At 40.0% G+C, this 20,726-nt stretch carries 19 protein-coding genes and 3 tRNA genes; 3 read left to right on the top strand and 19 right to left on the bottom strand.

Features of this window, described 5'->3' with window-relative positions; all coding sequences use genetic code 11:
• Positions 1 to 142: 142 nt before the first annotated feature.
• From EO114_RS04515 to EO114_RS04475, 10 genes are all read right to left on the bottom strand, one after another.
• A complete protein-coding gene (locus tag EO114_RS04515; protein WP_240629057.1) occupies positions 143 to 1,084 on the bottom strand; it encodes an RluA family pseudouridine synthase in 942 nt (313 codons plus the stop codon).
• A 341-nt stretch (positions 1,085 to 1,425) separates the two neighbouring features.
• Complete coding sequence (locus tag EO114_RS08055; protein WP_240629366.1) at positions 1,426 to 1,518, bottom strand: putative holin-like toxin; 93 nt, start codon at positions 1,516 to 1,518, stop codon at positions 1,426 to 1,428.
• A 663-nt stretch (positions 1,519 to 2,181) separates the two neighbouring features.
• A tRNA-Val gene (locus tag EO114_RS04510) sits at positions 2,182 to 2,257 on the bottom strand.
• Between the two features lie 3 nt (positions 2,258 to 2,260).
• Positions 2,261 to 2,335, bottom strand: a tRNA-Glu gene (locus EO114_RS04505).
• A gap of 5 nt (positions 2,336 to 2,340) precedes the next feature.
• Positions 2,341 to 2,416: transfer RNA gene (locus EO114_RS04500), tRNA-Asn, on the bottom strand.
• Positions 2,417 to 2,475: 59 nt separating this feature from the next.
• Positions 2,476 to 3,579, bottom strand: coding sequence for a P1 family peptidase (locus EO114_RS04495; RefSeq protein WP_127061782.1), 1,104 nt, complete (start codon positions 3,577 to 3,579; stop codon positions 2,476 to 2,478).
• 279 nt (positions 3,580 to 3,858) lie between these two features.
• Positions 3,859 to 4,932, bottom strand: coding sequence for an iron-containing alcohol dehydrogenase family protein (locus EO114_RS04490; protein ID WP_127061780.1), 1,074 nt, complete (start codon positions 4,930 to 4,932; stop codon positions 3,859 to 3,861).
• A 151-nt stretch (positions 4,933 to 5,083) separates the two neighbouring features.
• Positions 5,084 to 6,040 carry a 2-hydroxyacid dehydrogenase gene (locus EO114_RS04485; protein ID WP_127061778.1) on the bottom strand — a complete coding sequence of 319 codons (957 nt, stop codon included), beginning with the start codon at positions 6,038 to 6,040 and terminating at the stop codon, positions 5,084 to 5,086.
• 35 nt (positions 6,041 to 6,075) lie between these two features.
• The gene (locus EO114_RS04480; RefSeq protein WP_009353184.1) at positions 6,076 to 7,434 is read right to left on the bottom strand and encodes a PFL family protein; all 1,359 of its coding nucleotides are present in this window, start codon (positions 7,432 to 7,434) and stop codon (positions 6,076 to 6,078) included.
• 12 nt (positions 7,435 to 7,446) lie between these two features.
• Complete coding sequence (locus tag EO114_RS04475; RefSeq protein ID WP_009353203.1) at positions 7,447 to 7,716, bottom strand: ACT domain-containing protein; 270 nt, start codon at positions 7,714 to 7,716, stop codon at positions 7,447 to 7,449.
• A gap of 143 nt (positions 7,717 to 7,859) precedes the next feature.
• Here EO114_RS04475 and pyrF point away from each other — a divergent pair, with 143 nt between their 5' ends.
• Together pyrF and pyrE are read left to right on the top strand one after the other, a co-directional pair.
• Positions 7,860 to 8,573: an orotidine-5'-phosphate decarboxylase gene (pyrF, locus tag EO114_RS04470; RefSeq protein ID WP_127061776.1), complete on the top strand. Its 714-nt coding sequence runs from the start codon at positions 7,860 to 7,862 to the stop codon at positions 8,571 to 8,573.
• 2 nt (positions 8,574 to 8,575) lie between these two features.
• Positions 8,576 to 9,163 (top strand): orotate phosphoribosyltransferase, encoded by a 588-nt coding sequence (gene pyrE / locus EO114_RS04465; RefSeq protein ID WP_126939506.1) that lies wholly within the window; start codon positions 8,576 to 8,578, stop codon positions 9,161 to 9,163.
• A 244-nt stretch (positions 9,164 to 9,407) separates the two neighbouring features.
• Here the strand turns inward: pyrE and EO114_RS04460 are convergent, their stop codons facing one another.
• The 7 genes from EO114_RS04460 to EO114_RS04430 all read right to left on the bottom strand — a co-directional run bounded on the left by EO114_RS04460 (position 9,408) and on the right by EO114_RS04430 (position 16,423).
• The gene (locus EO114_RS04460; RefSeq protein ID WP_009353161.1) at positions 9,408 to 10,664 is read right to left on the bottom strand and encodes a Glu/Leu/Phe/Val dehydrogenase; all 1,257 of its coding nucleotides are present in this window, start codon (positions 10,662 to 10,664) and stop codon (positions 9,408 to 9,410) included.
• Positions 10,665 to 10,789: 125 nt separating this feature from the next.
• The gene (locus EO114_RS04455; protein WP_127061774.1) at positions 10,790 to 11,569 is read right to left on the bottom strand and encodes an ABC transporter ATP-binding protein; all 780 of its coding nucleotides are present in this window, start codon (positions 11,567 to 11,569) and stop codon (positions 10,790 to 10,792) included.
• Positions 11,570 to 12,613 carry an iron ABC transporter permease gene (locus EO114_RS04450; protein ID WP_062403631.1) on the bottom strand — a complete coding sequence of 348 codons (1,044 nt, stop codon included), beginning with the start codon at positions 12,611 to 12,613 and terminating at the stop codon, positions 11,570 to 11,572.
• Between the two features lie 15 nt (positions 12,614 to 12,628).
• Positions 12,629 to 13,801, bottom strand: a complete 1,173-nt coding sequence (locus tag EO114_RS04445; protein WP_127061772.1) for an ABC transporter substrate-binding protein — start codon at positions 13,799 to 13,801, stop codon at positions 12,629 to 12,631.
• A gap of 419 nt (positions 13,802 to 14,220) precedes the next feature.
• Entirely contained in the window at positions 14,221 to 14,994 is a 774-nt protein-coding gene (gene fetB, locus EO114_RS04440; protein WP_127061770.1) for an iron export ABC transporter permease subunit FetB, read from the bottom strand.
• Positions 14,981 to 15,646 carry an ATP-binding cassette domain-containing protein gene (locus EO114_RS04435; RefSeq protein ID WP_127061768.1) on the bottom strand — a complete coding sequence of 222 codons (666 nt, stop codon included), beginning with the start codon at positions 15,644 to 15,646 and terminating at the stop codon, positions 14,981 to 14,983. The genes fetB and EO114_RS04435 overlap by 14 nt, the downstream gene beginning before the upstream one ends.
• Positions 15,647 to 15,667: 21 nt before the next feature.
• Complete coding sequence (locus EO114_RS04430) at positions 15,668 to 16,423, bottom strand: exodeoxyribonuclease III (protein WP_127061766.1); 756 nt, start codon at positions 16,421 to 16,423, stop codon at positions 15,668 to 15,670.
• A gap of 333 nt (positions 16,424 to 16,756) precedes the next feature.
• Here EO114_RS04430 and EO114_RS04425 point away from each other — a divergent pair, with 333 nt between their 5' ends.
• Positions 16,757 to 17,815 carry a TIGR00341 family protein gene (locus EO114_RS04425; protein ID WP_127061764.1) on the top strand — a complete coding sequence of 353 codons (1,059 nt, stop codon included), beginning with the start codon at positions 16,757 to 16,759 and terminating at the stop codon, positions 17,813 to 17,815.
• 156 nt (positions 17,816 to 17,971) lie between these two features.
• Here the strand turns inward: EO114_RS04425 and argH are convergent, their stop codons facing one another.
• Positions 17,972 to 19,393, bottom strand: a complete 1,422-nt coding sequence (gene argH / locus EO114_RS04420; protein ID WP_127061762.1) for an argininosuccinate lyase — start codon at positions 19,391 to 19,393, stop codon at positions 17,972 to 17,974.
• Entirely contained in the window at positions 19,393 to 20,607 is a 1,215-nt protein-coding gene (locus EO114_RS04415; RefSeq protein WP_009353173.1) for an argininosuccinate synthase, read from the bottom strand. Before EO114_RS04415 ends, argH begins: the two co-directional genes overlap by 1 nt.
• Between the last annotated feature and the right edge of the window lie 119 nt (positions 20,608 to 20,726).

The raw sequence follows: 20,726 nt of genomic DNA, 5'->3' as shown, positions 1-20,726 counted from the left end.
GGAACAAAAAAGCACGATTCTAAAATTTTCGCACACAAAAAATGCGATTTCGCGCACGATTTTAGTAGTTTTCGTGCTTTTTCGCGTTTTTTATAGTATTGGTAAGAATTAGGTTAGTAACTACAGTTATAACAATATACGGCTATTGTACTTCTATTACGACTTGCTCACCTGTTCGCATATGATAGCATACTAAGCGATAGGCCCTAAGGGCAAACGTCTTGCCTATGTCTTTTATCTGTCCTTTCGCTGTATTTGTTACCTCTTGTTGTAAGCCTTTGTAACATTGTGCCTCATCTATCCCCCATGCACTCTGTCTGGATTCCAACACTCCCTCATCAGCATACAATAGGTCATGTACCAAGGGATGTCCTATATGCGCCATAGTCACTCGAATTTGGTGGGTCTTGCCCGTCCACAAGCGAATACGCACATCTGTTGTATCTTGTGCCGCATCATAGTGTAGTACTTCATATTCCGTTTTCGTCATCACACCCTCTGGGTGTACCTCTTGATGGATGCCATCTGCACTTTTGCGGATAGGTAATTCTAGTACCTCATGCTGTTGTGCCAATCGCCCTTGTACCGTCGCTCGGTACCATTTTTCCAAGCGATTATCATCCATCTGCATTTGGTAAAAGTGTTGTGCCAAGCCATGCTTAGCTACTACCACCAAACCCGATGTATCACGATCCAATCGATTTAAGAATCGTACTTTTCCATAAATCTTATGTGTTTTAAAATAGTAGGCTACCCCATTCGCTAAAGATACTTGTCCTTTCGAATTCATCGTGATTCCCGATGCTTTATCTACAATAAGAATATCTTCATCTTCATAGGCTATCGTTAAGGGCATTTCTATTGGGTCGTGGTCGATGCGTTCTTTTAAAGGGATAATTTCTAATACCATCCCCTTTGAAAGTTCAGATTTAGCTGTACAAATCTGTCCATCTAATCGAACAGCCTTCGTCCCGAAGAGTTCTTTCATCGTTTTCCGAGGAAATTGATGGGTATCTAGCCATTCTCCTAACGTCGGTGCTATCGTATTTCCAATTGTATATGTTAACGTTCGTTTGTCTTTCATATGGTTTCCATTTCATCTTAGTTATTGGTGTCTAAGTCATCTTCCAATACGTATCTTTTGACCCCTATTGGGTCTATCCATACTTTGGTCAAAATATAACAAAAAACTTTTTCACGGTTTCCCACTTTATACTATCTTTTCCTCTGCTATTCTACCTATATTTTATCATATTTAACCTTATATAAAGACGATTACATTTACCTTTTTGGCAAAGTATGCTATCCTATATATAAAGAAGAGCAAAACGTGTGGCGCGTTAGGCTCATCAAAAAATTGATTTTTGTGCCTAACGTGATGAGATACTTCTCTTTACATTAGGCACGGTTTCTTTTATAAGAACACTACTTACGCTGTAGCATTACATATAAGGTGATAATCGCTACTATGAGCATTAAGAAATTAATCCCTAGGGAAAGTATTTCAAATACTGACATAGCATCACCCCCTTTCGGAGATGAACCTAAACCACGTTTTACTCTTCATTAACAGTATAACATATGTTCGTCATAATGTGTATTATTTTCGAACGAATAAATATAAAAGCTGTGACCCAATAGTACATTGTGTTACGGCTTTTTATTATAACGATGCTAGCATCAATAGAATACTATCCTTCACCATCTTCCGAAATGCTTTTTCTGCCTCTTTATCTGGCTGTACAAATCTACTCATAGCTATCCCTCCTAGATTTTTTCTCTAATTATATTATCTAAAATATACACCAACTCCCCAACTTATGACCATACATAACCTTGTAATACTCTCATTGAAATAACACCATAATACAGTTACATCTTATGGCATTCATACTAATATCCTACACGCAGAAAATCACAACGTAGTCCAAAACAACCTCCCCCTGAGGAACGCAGTTAGGCGTAGTAACCTTGTGGCGTTCCCTTACTACCTAACTCTCACAAACGCAAGAAGAGCACGGTGTGCCCCGAACAAACATCATGAAATGCCGTTTGAGAGGAGTATACCGTGCTCTTCCCTTTTGCCATTAAGTTAAGAACGCCACAGACTACATAGCATCATAAGTGACGACACAAATGCCGACATAAAAAAGAACCATCCGAATGGATGGTTCTTAGCTATGGTGGACGATGACAGGATCGAACTGCCGACATCCTGCTTGTAAGGCAGGCGCTCTCCCAGCTGAGCTAATCGTCCATATGGTGACCCGTGGGGGAATCGAACCCCCGATACCGCCGTGAAAGGGCGGTGTCTTAACCGCTTGACCAACGGGCCTTGTATGGCTCCTCGAGTAGGACTCGAACCTACGACCGATCGGTTAACAGCCGATTGCTCTACCTGCTGAGCTATCGAGGAATAATACAAGAGTTATTATATAGCACTTTCATATAAAATGCAAGCATTTTTTATATACTTTAAATTTTCACTTCGTGTAAATCTATTATATTTGCTAAAAACTCGGAATTATCTATCTTGCTAGATCGCATAGTATCTTCGATGGCTTCGCACATTAACTCAGCAGCCAAAGTGCCTACCACATTCACATCAGCTACTATAGGCTTACTTATCCCACACAGATTTTCAGACTCTGCAGTCACAGAAAAGGCGTAAATTGTATCTCCATCGGACAGGGTCCCTACCGGTCGAATAGACCGTGCATAGCCATTCGTAGCCATCATGGCAATCTTAGTTAATTCACCTTTATGAAAGGCAGCATTCGTTACGATAGCGCCGATGGTAGTGTTTCCTTTTTCCATACCTAGGACCGCTTCACATTGGGAATGGCCATCCTGTAACGAATCATTCCCCTCGCTAGATTTCACAGATGTACCTAACATAGGTTTACTTTCACTAATTCCTTCATATTGGTCAAACATCAGCTGACAAGCATCCAATATGTGCTGGCGCCCTTCATCCATGACACCCCCTAGGGCACGACCCTGTTGATCGTACACATTGCCACAGGCATTTACTACCACGACGGCGCCCACTATGAGGTCCCCTAGTTTCGCCGCTGCATAACCGATACCGCCTTTCATAGCCCGTTCCATACCACACACTTTTCCTACTGTTGCCCCTGTGCCAGCACCTACATTGCCAGACATAGGTTCTGTGCTTATGAAAGTCCTTTCACAGGCATCATATGCCATCTCTACCGTAGGACGTGCCTTGGGATTACCATAGGATAAATCGTAAATATCACTTTGGCAAACGATGGGTACCATCCCATAAGCGGTAGGAAACCCTATATTGCGCACTTCTAAGGATTGCATCACCCCATCGCTAGCACACAAACCAAAAGCGGATCCCCCACCTAAGACCAAGGCATTCACCGGCGTTGGCGCTGTTGTCGGATCGAGGACGCCGCTTTCACGGGCAGCAGGACCACCTCCACTAATGTGCAGCCCCCCTCGGGCACCATCAGGAAAGCGCAATACAGTCAATCCTGTTTTTCCAATCGTATCTGTAGCATTGCCTACCTTTACAAAATCTATTTCATTCCATGATATTCGTTCCATAGTCGTCCATTACTCCTATCTTCTCGTTGTTAGCACTTATCGTCCTAATCATGTACACCCGGTTTATCTCGTTCCATATACATTTCGCTATATTAGACACCACTCCTATGAGTTGAGACCCTTCTAGTAGCAAACATCGCTTATATCTACCACCGTCATTTCATAGGCACAAAAATCTGACTCAAGTTCCTAACATACGCCATTCCAATGTATAGCGTAAACATACCCTCATCATAGCACAAACAGGTACCTCTTTCTACTAGAGATACCTGTTGATGATTAGTTATGCGCTTCTACTTTCAAAATGGCTTCTGTAAGCAATTCTTCTGTCACTACATAAGGGCTGATGACCACATCACGAACAGAGGCCGCTTTTTTCACGATCATCGGAATATGGTCTGTGGTTAATCCCATGTCTGAAAGTTTCGTAGGCCACCCAATTTGACGATACACTGGCAACCAGCGACTTAACTCGTCATCTTGCTTGTCTGCAGCAAATAACACCAATAAACCATAGGCTACTATTTCACCATGAAGGTGGTGTTCTTCCGTATGAGGATCTTCGGCGCAACCATAGCACACAGCATGAGCAATGGTACTATTGAAATCTCCTGGCATGCAACCAGAAACGATACCGGTCGTAAGCACTACAGCCATCACTAGTTCATCAAAGAGGCGATTGCGTTTCCCTTGCTCATTAGCCGTCAACGCTTCACGACCATGAGCGAAGATAGGCTCTGCACACATCTTAGACAAGGCTAACCCCACTTGCACATTGTAGGACAAGTCTCGGCCTCTTGTAGCCATATGCGTTTCATAATGCTTCGCTATGGTATCACCCATACCTGCCCAGAAATATTGACTTGGGGCTTTCACCAAAATGTCTGCATCAATAAATGTATGCACTGCAGGACGTTTTAGGAAGGCTACGCTATCAAAGGTATGGTCCAAAGTATAAATGGCAATCGCCTCAGATGTGGCTGCACAAGTAGCAGCAATAGTAGGCACTGTGATAACAGGAATATCTCCTAATTCAATACTCGTTAATTTTGTGGTATCTAAGGCTTTACCACCACCCACACCGATGAGGAAGTCAGCCGCTCGCAAGGATTCCTTTTTCGCTAGTTCATTTGTTACAGCGTACGCACATTCACCGCCAAAATGCACCACTTCTAGCACCTCAACCCCTGCATTTTCTAAGGCTGGTTGCAAGAAAGGTAATGCCACAGATAACGATGTATCTCCACCGATAATGACAGTTTTCTTGCCTAACTGTTTCGTATACTCTCCTATAGTGTCAAAAATTTCGTGTCCTCCAAAGCTATAGCTTGGTAATGTATGTACAGGTCTCATCCAATCATCCTTTCTATGAGTCCATTTAGGGCGTACCATTGTATGTTAAAACGTAATACAAAGTATTATAGGACGATTGTATGGAAAATGCAATCACTATAGGATATACATATACATAGGGTCTTTGTTATATATACTTTCTATGAAAGTCTTAACACACCCGATTGACAGGTTCCCCTTGTAAGAATGCCACAATATTATCCATCACGATCTGAGCCCGTGTAACAAATGCTTCTTGGCTCGCAAAGGCAATGTGTGGTGTTAATACTGTACGAGGTGCATCGCATAATGGATGGTCTGTTGGGATTGGCGGCTCTACTTCAAATACATCGATGCCTGCGCCACGTAATTTACCGGCATGCAAGGCTTTCGCCAAAGCTTCGTTATCCACCACAGGTCCACGCGCCGTATTGATTAACACGGCTGTATCTTTCATAATATCAATGCGTGTTGCATCGATTACATGGCGTGTCTCTTCTGTTAATGGTACATGTAAGGATAGAATATCTGCTTCTTGTACCACTGTGTCTAGGTCTGTAAAAGTAATCCCTTCTGCCACTAGTTCCGGTTTTTCTGAACGGTTATAGGCGATGACCTTACAGCCAAAGGCTTTTGCAATGCGTGCCACCGCACTACCGATTGCGCCTGTTCCCACGATACCAAAGGTTTTTCCATACAATTCAAATCCAGGTAGTCCATCTTTGGTACCGCCTGTCCGTGTGCGACCATCGCAAGGCAATACATTACGAAGTACGGAAATGGCTAATCCAAACACCAATTCTGTAACGGCTTGTGTGGAATAGCCTGCCGCATTGCTCACAATGATACCTTTTTCATGACATGCCTCCAAATCAATATGGTCTACTCCTGTGAAAGCCACTGAAATAAACTCCAACTTTGGACATTGGCGAATGATCTCACCTGACAAAGGTTGATTCGCCAAGATAATGATAGACGCCTGACGAACACGGTCCAATAATTTTATTTGATTGGTTTCCTTTGTGCCGTATACGACTAGTTCATAGCCTTCTGCCTTGAAAGGCTCCGCTAGGGATTGTAACAATGTTTCGGATACTCCTAATGGTTCCATCACAACAATTTGTTTCATGAGATAACCTCACTTTCATACTTAGTATACAGGTATTAGTTAGTCAAACTACGTACCGGCGCCGGAATACGACCACCACGGCGAATGAACTCTTCCGAACTAAATGGATGCACTTTTATAATCGGTGCATATCCCAAGAGTCCACCAAACTCTACAATATCTCCTACCGTCTTATTTGGTACAGGAATGAGTCGTACCGCGGTAGTTTTATTATTAATCATACCGATAGCTGCCTCGTCTGCAATGATAGCTGAGATAGTGGCTGCCGACGTATCCCCAGGGACAGCAATCATATCTAGTCCCACAGAGCAAACACAAGTCATAGCTTCTAATTTATCTAAGGACAAACTGCCTAATGTAACCGCATCAATCATGCCCTTATCTTCACTGACAGGAATGAAAGCACCACTTAATCCACCTACGTGAGAAGATGCCATAAGGCCACCTTTTTTCACAGCATCGTTCAACAAGGCCAAAGCTGCCGTAGTACCATGGGTACCGCACGCTTCTAACCCCATTTCTTCTAGCACATGTGCTACAGAGTCCCCTACGGCAGGTGTGGGTGCTAAAGAAATATCGATAATACCAAATTGTTTATTCAATCTACGTGATGCCTCTTGTGCTACTAATTGTCCCACACGAGTAATTTTGAAAGCTGTCCGTTTAATCGTTTCCGCTACTACATCAAATGGTTCACCTTTTACAGATTCCAAAGCATGTTTTACTACTCCGGGACCACTGACGCCAACACTAATTGTTGTCTGACCTTCTGTGACCCCATGGAAAGCCCCTGCCATGAACGGATTATCTTCTACAGGATTGCAGAAAATCACTAGCTTCGCACAACCCAAAGCATCTCTATCGGCTGTGAGACGGGCTGTTTCTTTCACAATGTGTCCCATGTCAGCCACTGCATCCATATTGATGCCTGCCTTTGTAGAACCGATGCCTACAGAGCTACATACAATATCTGTCGTCGCTAACGCTTCAGGAATGGAAGCTATGAGCTTGCGATCTCCCTCTGTATACCCTTTCGACACCAAAGCAGAGAAACCACCGATGAAATTTACACCTACTGCTTTTGCTGCTTGATCTAAGGCACGAGCGATGGACACATAGTTGGGTAAGTTGGAGGCACCACCAATTAAAGAAATTGGTGTCACAGAAATACGTTTATTAATGATAGGTACTCCTAGTTCACGCTCTAAATCTTCCCCTGTTTTCACTAAATATTCTGCTTCCTTCGTAATATGGTCATAAATACGAGTGCACATACGCTCCCCATCTTCCGAGATACATCCTAATAGGCTAATCCCCATCGTGATGGTCCGCACATCTAACTTATTATCTTGAATCATCCGATTCGTTTCTAAAATATTTTCAATACTTAACATAGGTACCCTCGCTTATCCCACTCGATGCATGCTTAAAAAGATGGCTGCATTTTGCGCTAAAATTTGAACCCCTAATCGTTCTCCTTCTGCTGCTAACGCTTTTTGGATACCACTTAAATCAGCGGAGTCACTGACCTCACACATCATGATCATATTAAAGATACCATCCAAAATAGTTTGGTTAATGGATACTACATTTACTTCATTGTCCGCTAACACACGAGTCACTCCCGCAATAATACCTACTCTGTCTTGCCCTACCACTGTCACAACTAATTTCATATTTTCATCTCCTATCAAATACGTATCCAATTGTAGTTTCATTATAAATTATAGTCATTCAAATTTCAACGAATATATAAAGTTCTTGACTTTCACTATAAACTATGAAATAATAGTACGATTTGTGAAACAAGGAGGTTCCTATGGCAGATGATCGTTTAATTGTAGCCTTAGATGTGTCCTCACTAGAGGAGATGAAATCCATCGTAACATCCTTAGGCGATTCCGTCAGCTATTATAAAGTTGGTATGGAATTATTTTATGCAGCAGGTGAACAAACTGTAGCATTTTTACGGGACCACAATAAATCCGTATTTCTTGACTTGAAGTTACATGATATTCCAAATACGGTAGCCCATGGTATTAAATCATTAACTCGTTTGGGGGCCAAGTTAATCACCATCCACAGTCAAGGTGGCAAAGTGATGATGGAAGCGGCTATGAACGCCGCCAAAGAACAAGCTGCTGAACTAGGCATTGAGCGTCCTAAACTATTGGCGATTACAGCGCTAACTAGCTTTGATGATGAAAACTGGTCCGCTATTGGTGGGTCTTTACCAATTTCAGACCATGTAGTAAAACTAGCTAAACTAGCTAAAGAGGCTGGTGTAGATGGTGTTGTGGCTTCCCCATTAGAAGCAAAACTAATTCGTGAAGCCTGCGGAGAAGATTTCTTAATCGTCACACCAGGTATCCGTCCATCGTTTGCGGCTACTAACGACCAAAAACGTATTGCTACCCCTAGTAGCGCTTTACAAGATGGGGCCTCTCGCATTGTGGTAGGACGACCAATTACACAAGCAGAAAATCCACAAGAAGCAGTTCGTTTAATTGTTGAGGAAATGGAGATAGTTTAAAAATGATGACAGAAGAGAATGTAAAACAATTATTGATCGACACACAAGCTATTTTAGAAGGACATTTCTTGCTAACATCTGGCCTTCACAGCCCTATGTATGTAGAAAAATTTAACGTCTTATCCCATCCAAAATATACAGAACAATTATGCCAAGAGTTAGCTCGTCGTTTTGAAGATCAAAATGTAGAGCTTGTGATCGGACCGATGACTGGTGGCATCTTATTGGCTCATGAAGTAGGCAAAGCCTTAGGTACTCGTGCTATCTTTACAGAACGAGAAAAAGGTAAAATGACATTGCGCCGTGGATTCCGCATTGAAAAAGGACAACGTGTTCTTATCGTAGAAGACATTGTGACTACAGGCGGATCCGTTCGTGAAGTAGTAGATGTTGTAAACGAAGCTGGTGGTGAAATCGTTGGCGTAGGCCTTCTTGTAAACCGCAGCGGTGGTAAAGCAGACTTTGGCGTACCAAAAGAAAAAGTACAAGCCTTGTTAAACTTAACTGTACCAACATTTGAAGCTGATGCATGCCCACTTTGCCAAAATGGCACACCGATGACAGAACGTGGTAGTAAACATATTAAATAAAACTCTGATATATACCTAATAGGTCCCCCTTCTATTATAAAATAGACGGAGGACCTTTCTTCTTTAGTAAAACCTATACAAAGCACAAAAAAGGAACTATGCAAAAATCATTCGATCTTGTATAGTTCCTTTTCTCATATACCGTTACAATCTATGTTTCCATCTGACTATCTAGTTATGATAACAACATCTAGCTCTCTAGTAAATATTACATCATCTAAGATGAGCAGATAGGGCAGATATATTAACCGTTATATCCTTTAATTTTTAATGCTTCTACTAAACGACGCAATGCCACCATGTACGCAGCCAATCTTGGGTATACTTTAAACTCTTCTTGCATAGCCCATACTTCTTCAAAGCTTTTTTTCATGTTCTTCGCTAATTTTTCGTTTACTTCTTCTTCAGACCAGTAGAAGCCAGCTTTGTTTTGTACCCATTCATAATAGGATACCACCACGCCTCCTCCATTCGCTAATACGTCTGGCAATACAGGAATACCTTTTTCAAAGAAGTATAAGTCTGCATCTTTGGTTAATGGTCCGTTAGCACCTTCCAAGATTAATTTTGCTTTTACTTCTTTCATATTGGCTTCGTTCACTTGGTTTTCTAAGGCCGCTAAGTATAGCACGTCTACATCCAATAACAATAAATCTGGATTAGGGATTCTTGTCATACCTGGCTCTTCGTAGCCTTCTAAAGAACGGCCATGAGAGTTTGCATATTCGTAAGCTTTTTCTACATCGATGCCGTTTGCATTGTACAGAGATCCATGTACATCACCGATGGCAACGATTTTAGCACCTTCACGATGCATCAATAAAGCACCAACAGATCCTACATTACCAAAACCTTGTACAGCAATCGTCAAATCTTTAATAGATTTACCTTGTTTTTCCAAGTAGGAAAGTAATGTAAACATACAGCCACGGCCTGTTGCTTCATTACGACCTAAAGAACCACCAATTGCTAATGGTTTACCTGTTACGATCCCTGGTGTCCATTGACCAGTTAACGCACTGTACTCATCGACAATCCAAGACATGATTTGCGGATTTGTGTTCACATCAGGAGCTGGCACATCTCGTTCTACTCCAATGATAGGAGCAATTTTACGAACGAAACCACGTGTTAAACGTTCCAACTCTCTTTCACTTAGTTTTTTCGGATCTACCTTGATACCGCCTTTGCCACCACCATATGGTAAATGAGCAATGGCATTTTTGATGGTCATCCAAGCACCTAATGCACGCACTTCATTTTCATCTGCATCTGGGTGAAAGCGCAATCCACCTTTAGATGCGCCAAGAACGGAGCTATGTTGGCATCGGTAGCCAGTAAATACTTCCACATGTCCATCATCCATTTGTACTGGAATAGCCACGTTCATTTCACGTTCAGGGTGACGCAACACTTCATAGTCATTGCGTGGAATGCCCAATGTGTCCGCTGCTAAGTCTAATGTTTGCAGCATATTTTCATAAGGGTTGTAATTTGCCATAATACCACCTCATCTTTCGTATAATAATAGTAAGTATCTACCCTTATAGTAGCATATTTCCTATTAAATTACTATAAATTATGCAATATCATTTTACATACACTAGAAAAAGCGGTTATTCTGTATTATGAATTTATTGCTTCTAAAGGTATTACATGAGGAAAACCTTTATTATCCACGTAAATCTTCGTTTTAACTTGGTATACATCTTCCATCATTGACTCAGTAAAAATGTCTATAGGCGCGCCTTGTGCATACACCCGACCGTCTTTTAAAACAATAATTTCATCAGCAAATGCTGCTGCTAGGTCAAGATGATGCAAAGTAACTAATGTAGTAAAACCATGTTCTTCCGTTAGATTTTTTAGTAATGTCAATAAATCGAACTGTTTGTGTAAGTCAAGGGCACTTGTAGGTTCATCTAGGATAAGAATTTGTGGCTCTTTAACTAAAGCTTGTGCCATAAATACAAGTTGGCGTTGCCCTCCACTTAGTTCTGTTATATTTCTAGAAGCAAACTTCTGTAAATTCAGTCGATCTAAAATTTCATTGGTAGCCGCAATATCGCTATCTTTTACCTTAAAAGACATAGATCCCATGCGACCCAACATAACTACTTCAAAAACAGTTAAGTTCACCTTGCAATCATTATCTTGAGATAAATAGCTCACCATATTAGTAAATTCTTTATTCGAATAATGAGTTGTAGGATTTCCATTAATAAGAATATTTCCATTATATTTCAGAAGTCCTACTATTGCTTTTAATAATGTGGATTTACCTGCTCCATTAGTACCGATAAGAGCTGTTAATTTTCCAGTTTTAGCTGAAAAGTCAACGCCTCGCAAAATTTGAGATTCATCTTTAGAAGAATATCCAAATGTTAAATTTTGAACTTCAATCATTTAAAATCTCCTTTTTTTCGATAATACCAATGAGAAGAAGAAAGGAACACCTATGATAGCAGTTACTATGCCGATTGGAAACATAGCTCCAGGCACTAGCATTTTACTTACAATGGATGCAAGCGATAAGATAGCCATACCGCATACTGCTGATAAAGGTAGGAAAAATCGTTGATCTTCACCGACTAACATACGTGCAATATGTGGACCTACGATACCGATAAATCCAATCGTACCAACAAAGGAAACTGCAACTGCAGTAATAATAGATATAAAAGCAAACACTTTTACTCGTAGTTTTTCAACATTTACACCTAGTCCAGCAGCTTTTTCATCACCTAATTTTAAGGCAGTCAAATGCCATGCTTCTTTCATCATAAGCGGTAGCATAATGACTAATACAACTAAAACAATAGTAATATTAATCCAATTTGCTTTTGATAAGCTACCCATTGTCCAAAATACAATATTTTGTAAAGCTTCAGGTGATGCCATATATTGCATTAATGATTGTAAGGCTTGAAATAAGAACATCATTCCAATCCCCGCTAGAATCATGGTTTCAGAGGAAAAATTCTTTATCTTATTAATGGAATAGATAATAAAACTTGTGAGTGCCGCAAATACAAAGGCTCCGAATGGAACCATAAACACACCTAAAAATTCTAGTGCACTCACGCCTACAACTACCATCAGAGAGGCACCGAAACCAGCACCCGCAGAAATCCCTAATGTATAAGGGCTAGATAATGAGTTATCTAAAATAGTCTGCATACCTGCACCAGCAATTCCTAGTGCAGCACCTACCAATAATGCCATAATTGCCATTGGAAGTCGTAATGACCATATGATAACATAGGCATTCTTGGAAATATCGGGAGATTGTATTAATGCAAGCCATACATCATGAAGAGTAAGATTTGCAGGACCTACTACTATGTCGGTCAAAAAACTAACTAAACAAATCACTAATCCAATAAGAATGTATAGTGACTTATAATAAGTCTGCTTTTTGTAGTCGTACTGATTTTTGATTTCTGTCACTATGGAAGACCTCTCTTATTTTAATTGCATGAACCAAATACCTCCGTAAGTGAATGGAAGGAATTTATCATAGAACTCTTTAAGTGTATTTTCTGGATTTACATCGGAAAACTCTTCAGGATAGAATGTTTTAGCTAAATATTCGAATACAGCTACATCATACACTTCACGTGGCAAACCATGATGAGCAGAGAAAACCTGTTTATTAGTAACAGCTTTTAACGTATCCCATCCTTTACGTTCTGTTGTGAAAGCTTTTAAAAGCTCTTGTGAACGAGCTTCGTCAGTATCAAAACCTAAACGCATAGAACTTGCTTTCTTTGGCCAGTAAGATCCCGTAATCATGATAATATCAGGGTTTCTATCTAACACGAATTCAGGGTTTACTGGTTCTGCAGATTTAACTACATCCTTAGTAATTAAATCACCACCTACTCTTGTAGCTAACGCGCCCCAAGCTACTTTTTCGCTGTATGATACACCAAATGTTTCGGGGCCTTCATTTCCAGCTTCAATATAAACAGTTGGTTTCGTTTTATTGATTGCTTTTACACGATCAAGAACCTTAGTGATACGGTCTGTATAGAATGTTTTAATTTCTTCAGCACGTTCTTCTTTTCCTAAAGCTTTACCAATAGCTTCTATGGATTTTTGATGATTTTCTAATTTCTCAGCATGATAATCAATATAAATCGTAGTGATGCCTGCTGCATCAAGTTTAGGTTTATAGTCAGATTCATATTGATCTTTCATATTAAGAGGAATAAAGATAACATCTGGATTTAAAGAAATAACTTTTTCTGTATCAAATGTTTTATCATTTACAGTACCAATTACAGGTATTTTTTCTAATTCAGGTACATCTTTTTTAAACTGATTCCACATATCTGTACGGAACTTTGATAACATTGGATCAATCCCAACAATAGTCTTTGCCACATCTTTCCCTTCTAATGCAGCCATAGTTAAGAAAGCCCCACCGGATGCACTCCATTGTACAACAACACGTTCAGCAGGTTTCTTAAGTGTTACTGTTTGTCCTGTTACATCAGTAATCTCAATATTTTTTCCACTTTGTGCGGCGTCCTTTTTACCATCGCTTGGACCACCGCATGCAGTCAATACAAGACTGACAATTAGTAAGAAAACTGAAGACAAATAAGCTATGAAATTCTTTTTCTTAGTCATTGATTTACTCCTTCATCATATTTCACTACACAACCTAACATTAACATATGACGTTAATGTAAATACTTACATGGCCTCCCTTCTATATATATTTTATAAGTAACGCACTATTCATATAGAAATGCGCGACATATACCATGCATTATACGTAGTAGCCCTTCATTCATATTCATATACTTATTCTAAATAAGTATATTTCATAATAATATGTAATAATTAAAATTATTTATGAAAGACCGTATATGTTGTTCATAATTCCTCATGTATATCGCCCAATATACATAAGAAAATAGAAGTATCTACTGTAAATTATACTCGTTTTGTATTGTAAATAAAACATTCTTATGATTACTATTTTTCATAACTAGATTATTTTTATGATGTATTTACAGGTCATATACACAAAAAAACTGATTCTATCACAAATTAGATAGAATCAGCTGTTCCTTGGTATTGAAAAATTGTCGGCAACTCAAGCATCCTGCCATAGCAATGGCAATGGATACAGTTGAAAAGGTCATAAAAATAACGATAATCTGGTATTTGATGGCCTCTATAGGGCTCATGCCTGCCAAGATTAAGCCTGTCATCATCCCCGGCAAGGACACAATACCCAATGTTTTCGCAATATCGATGGTCGGTTGTAAGCTAACTATAAGGGCTCCTCGCAAAATAGCTTTACAGGCCTGCATAGGCGTAGCACCCAAGGCTAGCTTAATCTGAATCTCCTGTTGGCGACTCTTAAAGTTCGTTGTAATTTGGCCGAAACACAATCCTACTGCCGCCATCGCCCCTGATATAACCATACCTGCTACAGGAATCATTTGATACGGCGTAAAGGATAAGACGTTAGCACTCAATAATACTGCTAACGTAAAGACAGCACCAATGCCGATGCTGACACCTGCAATCCATGAGGCACGTTTGATGCCAGGTCCCCGTTTACCTCCATTGATCGCAGCACTGATCAGCATCACCAATAATACACCGCTAGTAAACAAAGGATTGTCCGCACCAAAAATGAAATGCAATAGATAGCCTACTACCACAAGTTGTACGACCGCTCGCAAAGCGCTGTGCAATATTTCTAGTTCCAATCGCAACCGCTGTTGATAGGACACGATGACAGCCATGACGATGAGTCCTGTTGCCATCAACAAGGATTCATTCGATAAGGCATTAAAGCTCCCCATGTAGCACCTCACAATCTGCAATATGTCCATCTTTCACAGTGATACGACGTTGCCCCATACGAACACTTTGGTCTAGATTATGGGTCACCTGTAACAAGGTTAAGCCTTCTTTATGCAACTGCATAAGACCTTGTTCTACCCACTCCGTATTTTCTGTATCCAAGGCAGATGTCACCTCATCTAATAGCAACACCTCAGGAGCAAACAGCAAACTACGAATCAAGCAAATTCGTTGCATTTCACCACCGGATAACTCTGTATTCGACTTCTCTAACAACTGTAGATCCATATGAAACAACTCGAATAGGTCTTTGATTCTTGTTTCGTCAACAGAACGACCTCTCATGGTGAAAGGAAAGGCTAAATTACCTCGCACCGTTTGTCCAAACAAGTAGGGTTGTTGGAAACAGTACGCCACTCGTTGGCGATACTCCGTCGGTGCATAGCTTTCTACAGGTCTACCATGAAAGAAAATCGTACCTCCCGTAGGAGATATCAAGGAGCTAGACAATTTCAGAATTGTACTTTTACCACTCCCCGATGGACCTATTATGGTGATGCTTTCACCTTGTTGAACCTCAAAAGAAATATCCCCTAAAATCTGGCGACCATGAAGCATTAAAGAGATATGTTCAAAACGTAATATTGACATAGTGCACGCTCATTATAGAAATTATAAATCGATAACTAGTTCTACTGGGCAATGGTCAGATCCAAAAATATCTGCATGGATTTTTGCCTCTTGGATTTTATCAGCAATGCTGTTGGATACTAGGAAGTAGTCAATTCTCCATCCTACGTTCCGTTCACGAGCTTTGCCCATGTAAGACCACCAGCTGTAAGCATCTACCGCATCAGGGTATAAATAGCGGAAGGAATCTGTAAATCCTGCGGCTAGTAGTTCTGTCATTTTTTCACGTTCTTCATCACTGAAGCCAGCATTTTTACGATTTGTTTTAGGGTTTTTCAAGTCGATTTCTTGATGAGCTACGTTAAGGTCACCACACAGAATCACAGGCTTTTTCGCATCTAATGCTAGTAAATACTCACGGAATGCCACTTCCCATTCCATGCGGTACTCCAAGCGAGCCAATTCACGTTGGCTATTCGGTGTATAGCACGTAACTAAATAAAACTTTTCATATTCCGCCGTGATCACACGTCCTTCTTGGTCATGTTCCTCAATGCCAATACCATTCACTACGGAAATTGGCTTTTCTTTTGTGAAAATAGCCGTGCCGCTATAGCCTTTTTTTACCGCACTATTCCAATATTGTTCATGATTTGGCAAGACCATTTCAATTTGTTCTGGTTGTAATTTTGTTTCTTGTAAGCAGAACATATCTGCATCTAATGCATCGAATGCATCCATAAATCCTTTTGTCATAGCTGCACGCAAGCCATTCACATTCCAAGAGATTAATTTCATTGTTAGTACCTCATAGTATTTAGTAACAAAAATATATATTGATTATATCATATATTTTCGATATTTACTTTCCCAATATTTTAGATGACAGTGGCAAATCTTTGTTGGAAAATGAAGCAAAATTTCTTACTTTTTCTATCTGTTAAATTAATAGATTTCTTTAAAGAAATACTATAAAATTTTGGTATAATGTTAAGGCTAGGCTGAGCGATACGTAATGGATAATTTTCAATAGAATAACTGGTAAGAATTAAAACAATAGAAGATTAGACAGAAGTCTCTCTACCATCATCCATGCGGAAACAAGATTATATGAAATAAAAGGAGTAACCCATGACAGGAAACTATTCAGCACGTGAATACCGTGATAAATTATATGATGATCTTCATGTTCGATTAAGCGATACAGTAATTTTGATGTGTGCGATTTTTATTGCCTCTATAGGTTTAAATATGAATTCAACAGCTGTTATTATTGGAGCCATGCTGATTTCCCCTCTTATGACACCGATTGTTGGACTGGGATTCGGGTTAGCTATTTTTGATACCCGTTTAATCAAGCAATCTTTAAATGTTTTATTGACTCAAGTATTGGTCAGTTTGCTTGTCTCAGCTCTGTATTTCTGGATTTCTCCCATATCTTATGCAAGCAGCGAGTTGATTGCTCGAACCTCTCCAACCATTTGGGATGTTCTCATTGCTATTGCAGGTGGGATAGCAGGTGTAATTGGTTCAAGAAAAAAAGAAGCGAACAATATCGTGCCAGGAGTAGCCATTGCAACAGCTCTGATGCCACCTATCTGTACTGCAGGCTATGGTTTAGCTAATGGAAATGTACAATTTATATATGGCGCTCTCTATCTTTTTTTAATTAACTGTGTCTTTATCATGCTAACCAATATTGTTGGAACAAGAATTTTGATGAGAAAATCTCCCTTACGCTCATTTAAAGAGCTAAACATTAAAATGAGAATTGGGTTGATATCCTTGATTGTATTATTAATTCTTCCAGCCACCTATTCAGCAGTCACGCTAACGATGGATCAGGCACGAAAAGAAGGAATCAAACAATTTGTAGGAAAAGAGTTCACCAATCATACGGTCATTAGTCAAGTCTACAAGTCAAGCAAAAATGAATTGGTCTTGACGATTGTTGGCAATCCTCTTTCAGAAGAACAATTAGAAACACTCCGCCAAAAACAAGCCTCTTACGGTATTCAATCTGTTCATTTGAAAGTCAATCAAGTTAATCAAATTCATAATTCGACAAAATTGGATAGTGAGACGACCAAAGAATTTTATGAAAATATTAATAAGTATATCGATCAAAAACTCTCTGAAAAAAATTCACAAAAAGATCTTCTAAAAGAAAATGAAGAAGATAAGGATTAAGGATATTGAACTTATCTCAAAAAAGCAACGGATTTGCCGTTGCTTTTTTTCATAGTTGCGATAGTCTTGCTAAACCAGAATCGCCCCATATACCATTTACAGATGCCACTTTTATACGAATAAGAGAATACAATATGAATATTGCTACAAACCTATTTATTGTAAATGAATTTTTTCTTTCCATTGTTGGATTTGTGCCACTTCTTCTGCCACGATTGTTTGTCCAATCTGCATTTGACGTGCTACGCACTCTGGCGCTGTACCGCTGTAGTTACTACGACCTGCTACGCAAGCTTCGATGGTAATGGCATCCAAGATATCTGCTTCAAAGTGGTGTGAAATAGCTTTGAAATCTTCCACTGATAAATCTAACAACACACAACCTTTTTCAATGCAATGTTGTACCGCTGCCCCTACAATGGCATGAGCTTCACGGAACGGTACCCCTTTTTTCGCCAAGTAGTCCGCCATATCCGTAGCATTGGAGAAATCATCGTCCAACACTGCTTTTGTATGGTCTCCATTAACTTTCATATGGCGTAACATGTCAGCTGTAATAGAGATAGCAAAATGCAAGGTATCGATCGTGTCGAAGACTCCTTCTTTATCTTCTTGCATATCCTTGTTGTACGTCATTGGCAGGCCTTTCATGGTTGTAAGAAGTCCCATCAAATGACCGTAGATACGACCTGTTTTACCACGTACGAGTTCACATACGTCTGGATTTTTCTTTTGTGGCATAATGCTGGAACCAGTGCAATGGGCATCGTCTAATTCGATGAACCCAAACTCTGTGCTAGACCATAGGATTAATTCTTCGCTTAACCGACTTAAATGCATCATCACTTTTGCCCCAAAGCTGAGGAACTCTAATACATAGTCACGGTCGCTGACAGCATCCATACTATTTTCATAGATGGCATCGAAATGCAACAATTCCTTCGTCATATTTTGATCGATAGGATAGGTCGTACCTGCCAAAGCCCCTGCCCCTAATGGCATCACATTAGCATGTTTAAAGATTAACAGTAAATTATCAAAGTCACGACTGATCATGGAGAAGTACGCCATCATGTGGTGACTAAATAACACCGGTTGCGCCCGTTGTAAATGGGTATATCCAGGGATAATCACCTCTTTATACTTCTCTGCCACTTCTAAGAAAGCTTGTTGCAAATTCACAAGTTCCTCACCCATGTGTACCACAGCTTTACGAATATACATATGCAAATCCACTGCTACTTGGTCATTACGGCTACGCCCTGTATGCAGGCGTCCTCCCGCTTCACCGATGGCATCGGTTAAGCGTTTTTCTATATTCATATGGATGTCTTCTAATGCCACAGAAAATTCGAAATCTCCTGCATCAATTTGTTGTTCAATAGCTTGTAGGCCTGCTACGATGGCATTTTTATCTTCCTGAGAAATGATCTGTTGCTCTGCTAGCATTGTAGCATAGGCAATACTGCCTGCCACATCTTCTTTATACATGCGGGAATCAAAGGAAATAGAGGACGTGAAGTCCTCTACTGCCTTATCCGTCCCTTTGGTAAACCGTCCGCCCCAAAGTTTCGCCATTATTTTAAACCTGCTTTCTCTTTCATTAATGCATTGATTGTTAAAGGCAATCCGAATAAATTGATGAACCCTTCTGCATCAGCTTGGTTATATACATCATCTTCTTCAAATGTTACAAATTCTTGGTTATACAAGGAGTATGGAGATGTAGATCCTGCGCTGATAATATTACCTTTGTACAATTTCAATGTAACTTGACCGGTTACTGTTTGTTGTGTGCTATCCACGAAAGCTTGTAAAGCGCTCATCAATGGAGCAAACCACATGCCATCATACACAAGTTCCCCGTATTTATTCGCCACCAATTCTTTATAATGGTATGTGGCTCTGTCTAGGCAAAGATATTCTAATTCTCTGTGCGCATACATAATGATAGCTCCACCAGGATTTTCATAGACACCACGAGATTTCATGCCTACTAACCGATTTTCTACAATATCCACGATGCCGATACCATTAGCTGCGCCGATTTCATTTAAAGTTTGTAAGATGGTAAGTGGAGACATGGCTTGACCATTCACTGCCACTGGAACACCTTCTTTGAAGTCGATGGTCACCATAGTTGGTACATCTGGAGCTTCTTCTGGAGATTTGCTAACTAAATATACATCATTTTTAGGTGCATTCTTAGGATCTTCTAAATCGCCACCTTCATGGGATAAATGCCATACGTTTTGGTCCATGGAGTATGGGTGTTTTTTAGTAGCCACTACTGGAATATCGTGTTTCGCTGCATATTCCATGCAATCTTCCCGGGATTTCAATTCCCACTCACGCCATGGAGCAATGATTTTTGTATTTGGTGAAAGTGCTTTAATAGTCAATTCAAAACGAACTTGGTCGTTCCCTTTACCTGTCGCACCATGAGCGATGGCATCAGCACCTTCTTGTGCAGCAATTTCTACTAATTTTTTAGCAATCAATGGTCTTGCGAAAGAAGTACCTAATAAGTATTTGCCTTCGTATACAGCACCTGCTTTGACCACTGGCCAAATGTAGTCAGACACAAATTCTTCTTGCGCATCAATAATGTATGCTTTTGTAGCACCAGATTTGATGGCTTTTTTCTCTACTGCGTCATAATCTTCTGGTTGACCTAAGTTTACGCATACTGCAATGACTTCTGCGCCATAGTTTTCTTTTAACCAAGGAATAATAACAGATGTGTCTAAACCGCCGGAGTAGGCTAATACTACTTTGTTAATGTTGCTCATAATAAACCTCTTTCTTTGTGTAAATGACTGCTATGCAGTACCTGTTTCTATCTTATGAACGTATTATACAACCACTTGCATAATAATGCAAGTATTTTTTATAAAAATTCTTTTATATG

Origin of the sequence: Veillonella sp. 3627, from assembly GCF_003992195.1 — a bacterium.
Lineage (GTDB): Bacteria > Bacillota > Negativicutes > Veillonellales > Veillonellaceae > F0422.
Note: the sequence above shows the minus strand (reverse complement) of the source record. Positions and strands in the feature narration are given on the sequence as shown.

Bases quoted from the DNA above. Each gene is read 5' to 3' on its own strand.
- EO114_RS04415 (WP_009353173.1), bottom strand. From the start codon at position 20,607: ATGAGCAACATTAACAAAGTAGTATTAGCCTACTCCGGCGGTTTAGAC.
- EO114_RS04475 (WP_009353203.1), bottom strand. From the start codon at position 7,716: ATGAAATTAGTTGTGACAGTGGTAGGGCAAGACAGAGTAGGTATTATT.
- EO114_RS08055 (WP_240629366.1), bottom strand. From the start codon at position 1,518: ATGTCAGTATTTGAAATACTTTCCCTAGGGATTAATTTCTTAATGCTC.
- EO114_RS04455 (WP_127061774.1), bottom strand. From the start codon at position 11,569: ATGATTGAAGTTCAAAATTTAACATTTGGATATTCTTCTAAAGATGAA.
- EO114_RS04435 (WP_127061768.1), bottom strand. From the start codon at position 15,646: ATGTCAATATTACGTTTTGAACATATCTCTTTAATGCTTCATGGTCGC.
- EO114_RS04425 (WP_127061764.1), top strand. From the start codon at position 16,757: ATGACAGGAAACTATTCAGCACGTGAATACCGTGATAAATTATATGAT.
- pyrE (WP_126939506.1), top strand. From the start codon at position 8,576: ATGATGACAGAAGAGAATGTAAAACAATTATTGATCGACACACAAGCT.
- EO114_RS04480 (WP_009353184.1), bottom strand. From the start codon at position 7,434: ATGTTAAGTATTGAAAATATTTTAGAAACGAATCGGATGATTCAAGAT.
- EO114_RS04430 (WP_127061766.1), bottom strand. From the start codon at position 16,423: ATGAAATTAATCTCTTGGAATGTGAATGGCTTGCGTGCAGCTATGACA.
- EO114_RS04485 (WP_127061778.1), bottom strand. From the start codon at position 6,040: ATGAAACAAATTGTTGTGATGGAACCATTAGGAGTATCCGAAACATTG.
- EO114_RS04445 (WP_127061772.1), bottom strand. From the start codon at position 13,801: ATGACTAAGAAAAAGAATTTCATAGCTTATTTGTCTTCAGTTTTCTTA.
- argH (WP_127061762.1), bottom strand. From the start codon at position 19,393: ATGGCGAAACTTTGGGGCGGACGGTTTACCAAAGGGACGGATAAGGCA.
- EO114_RS04460 (WP_009353161.1), bottom strand. From the start codon at position 10,664: ATGGCAAATTACAACCCTTATGAAAATATGCTGCAAACATTAGACTTA.
- EO114_RS04515 (WP_240629057.1), bottom strand. From the start codon at position 1,084: ATGAAAGACAAACGAACGTTAACATATACAATTGGAAATACGATAGCA.
- fetB (WP_127061770.1), bottom strand. From the start codon at position 14,994: ATGGGGAGCTTTAATGCCTTATCGAATGAATCCTTGTTGATGGCAACA.
- EO114_RS04490 (WP_127061780.1), bottom strand. From the start codon at position 4,932: ATGAGACCTGTACATACATTACCAAGCTATAGCTTTGGAGGACACGAA.
- pyrF (WP_127061776.1), top strand. From the start codon at position 7,860: ATGGCAGATGATCGTTTAATTGTAGCCTTAGATGTGTCCTCACTAGAG.
- EO114_RS04495 (WP_127061782.1), bottom strand. From the start codon at position 3,579: ATGGAACGAATATCATGGAATGAAATAGATTTTGTAAAGGTAGGCAAT.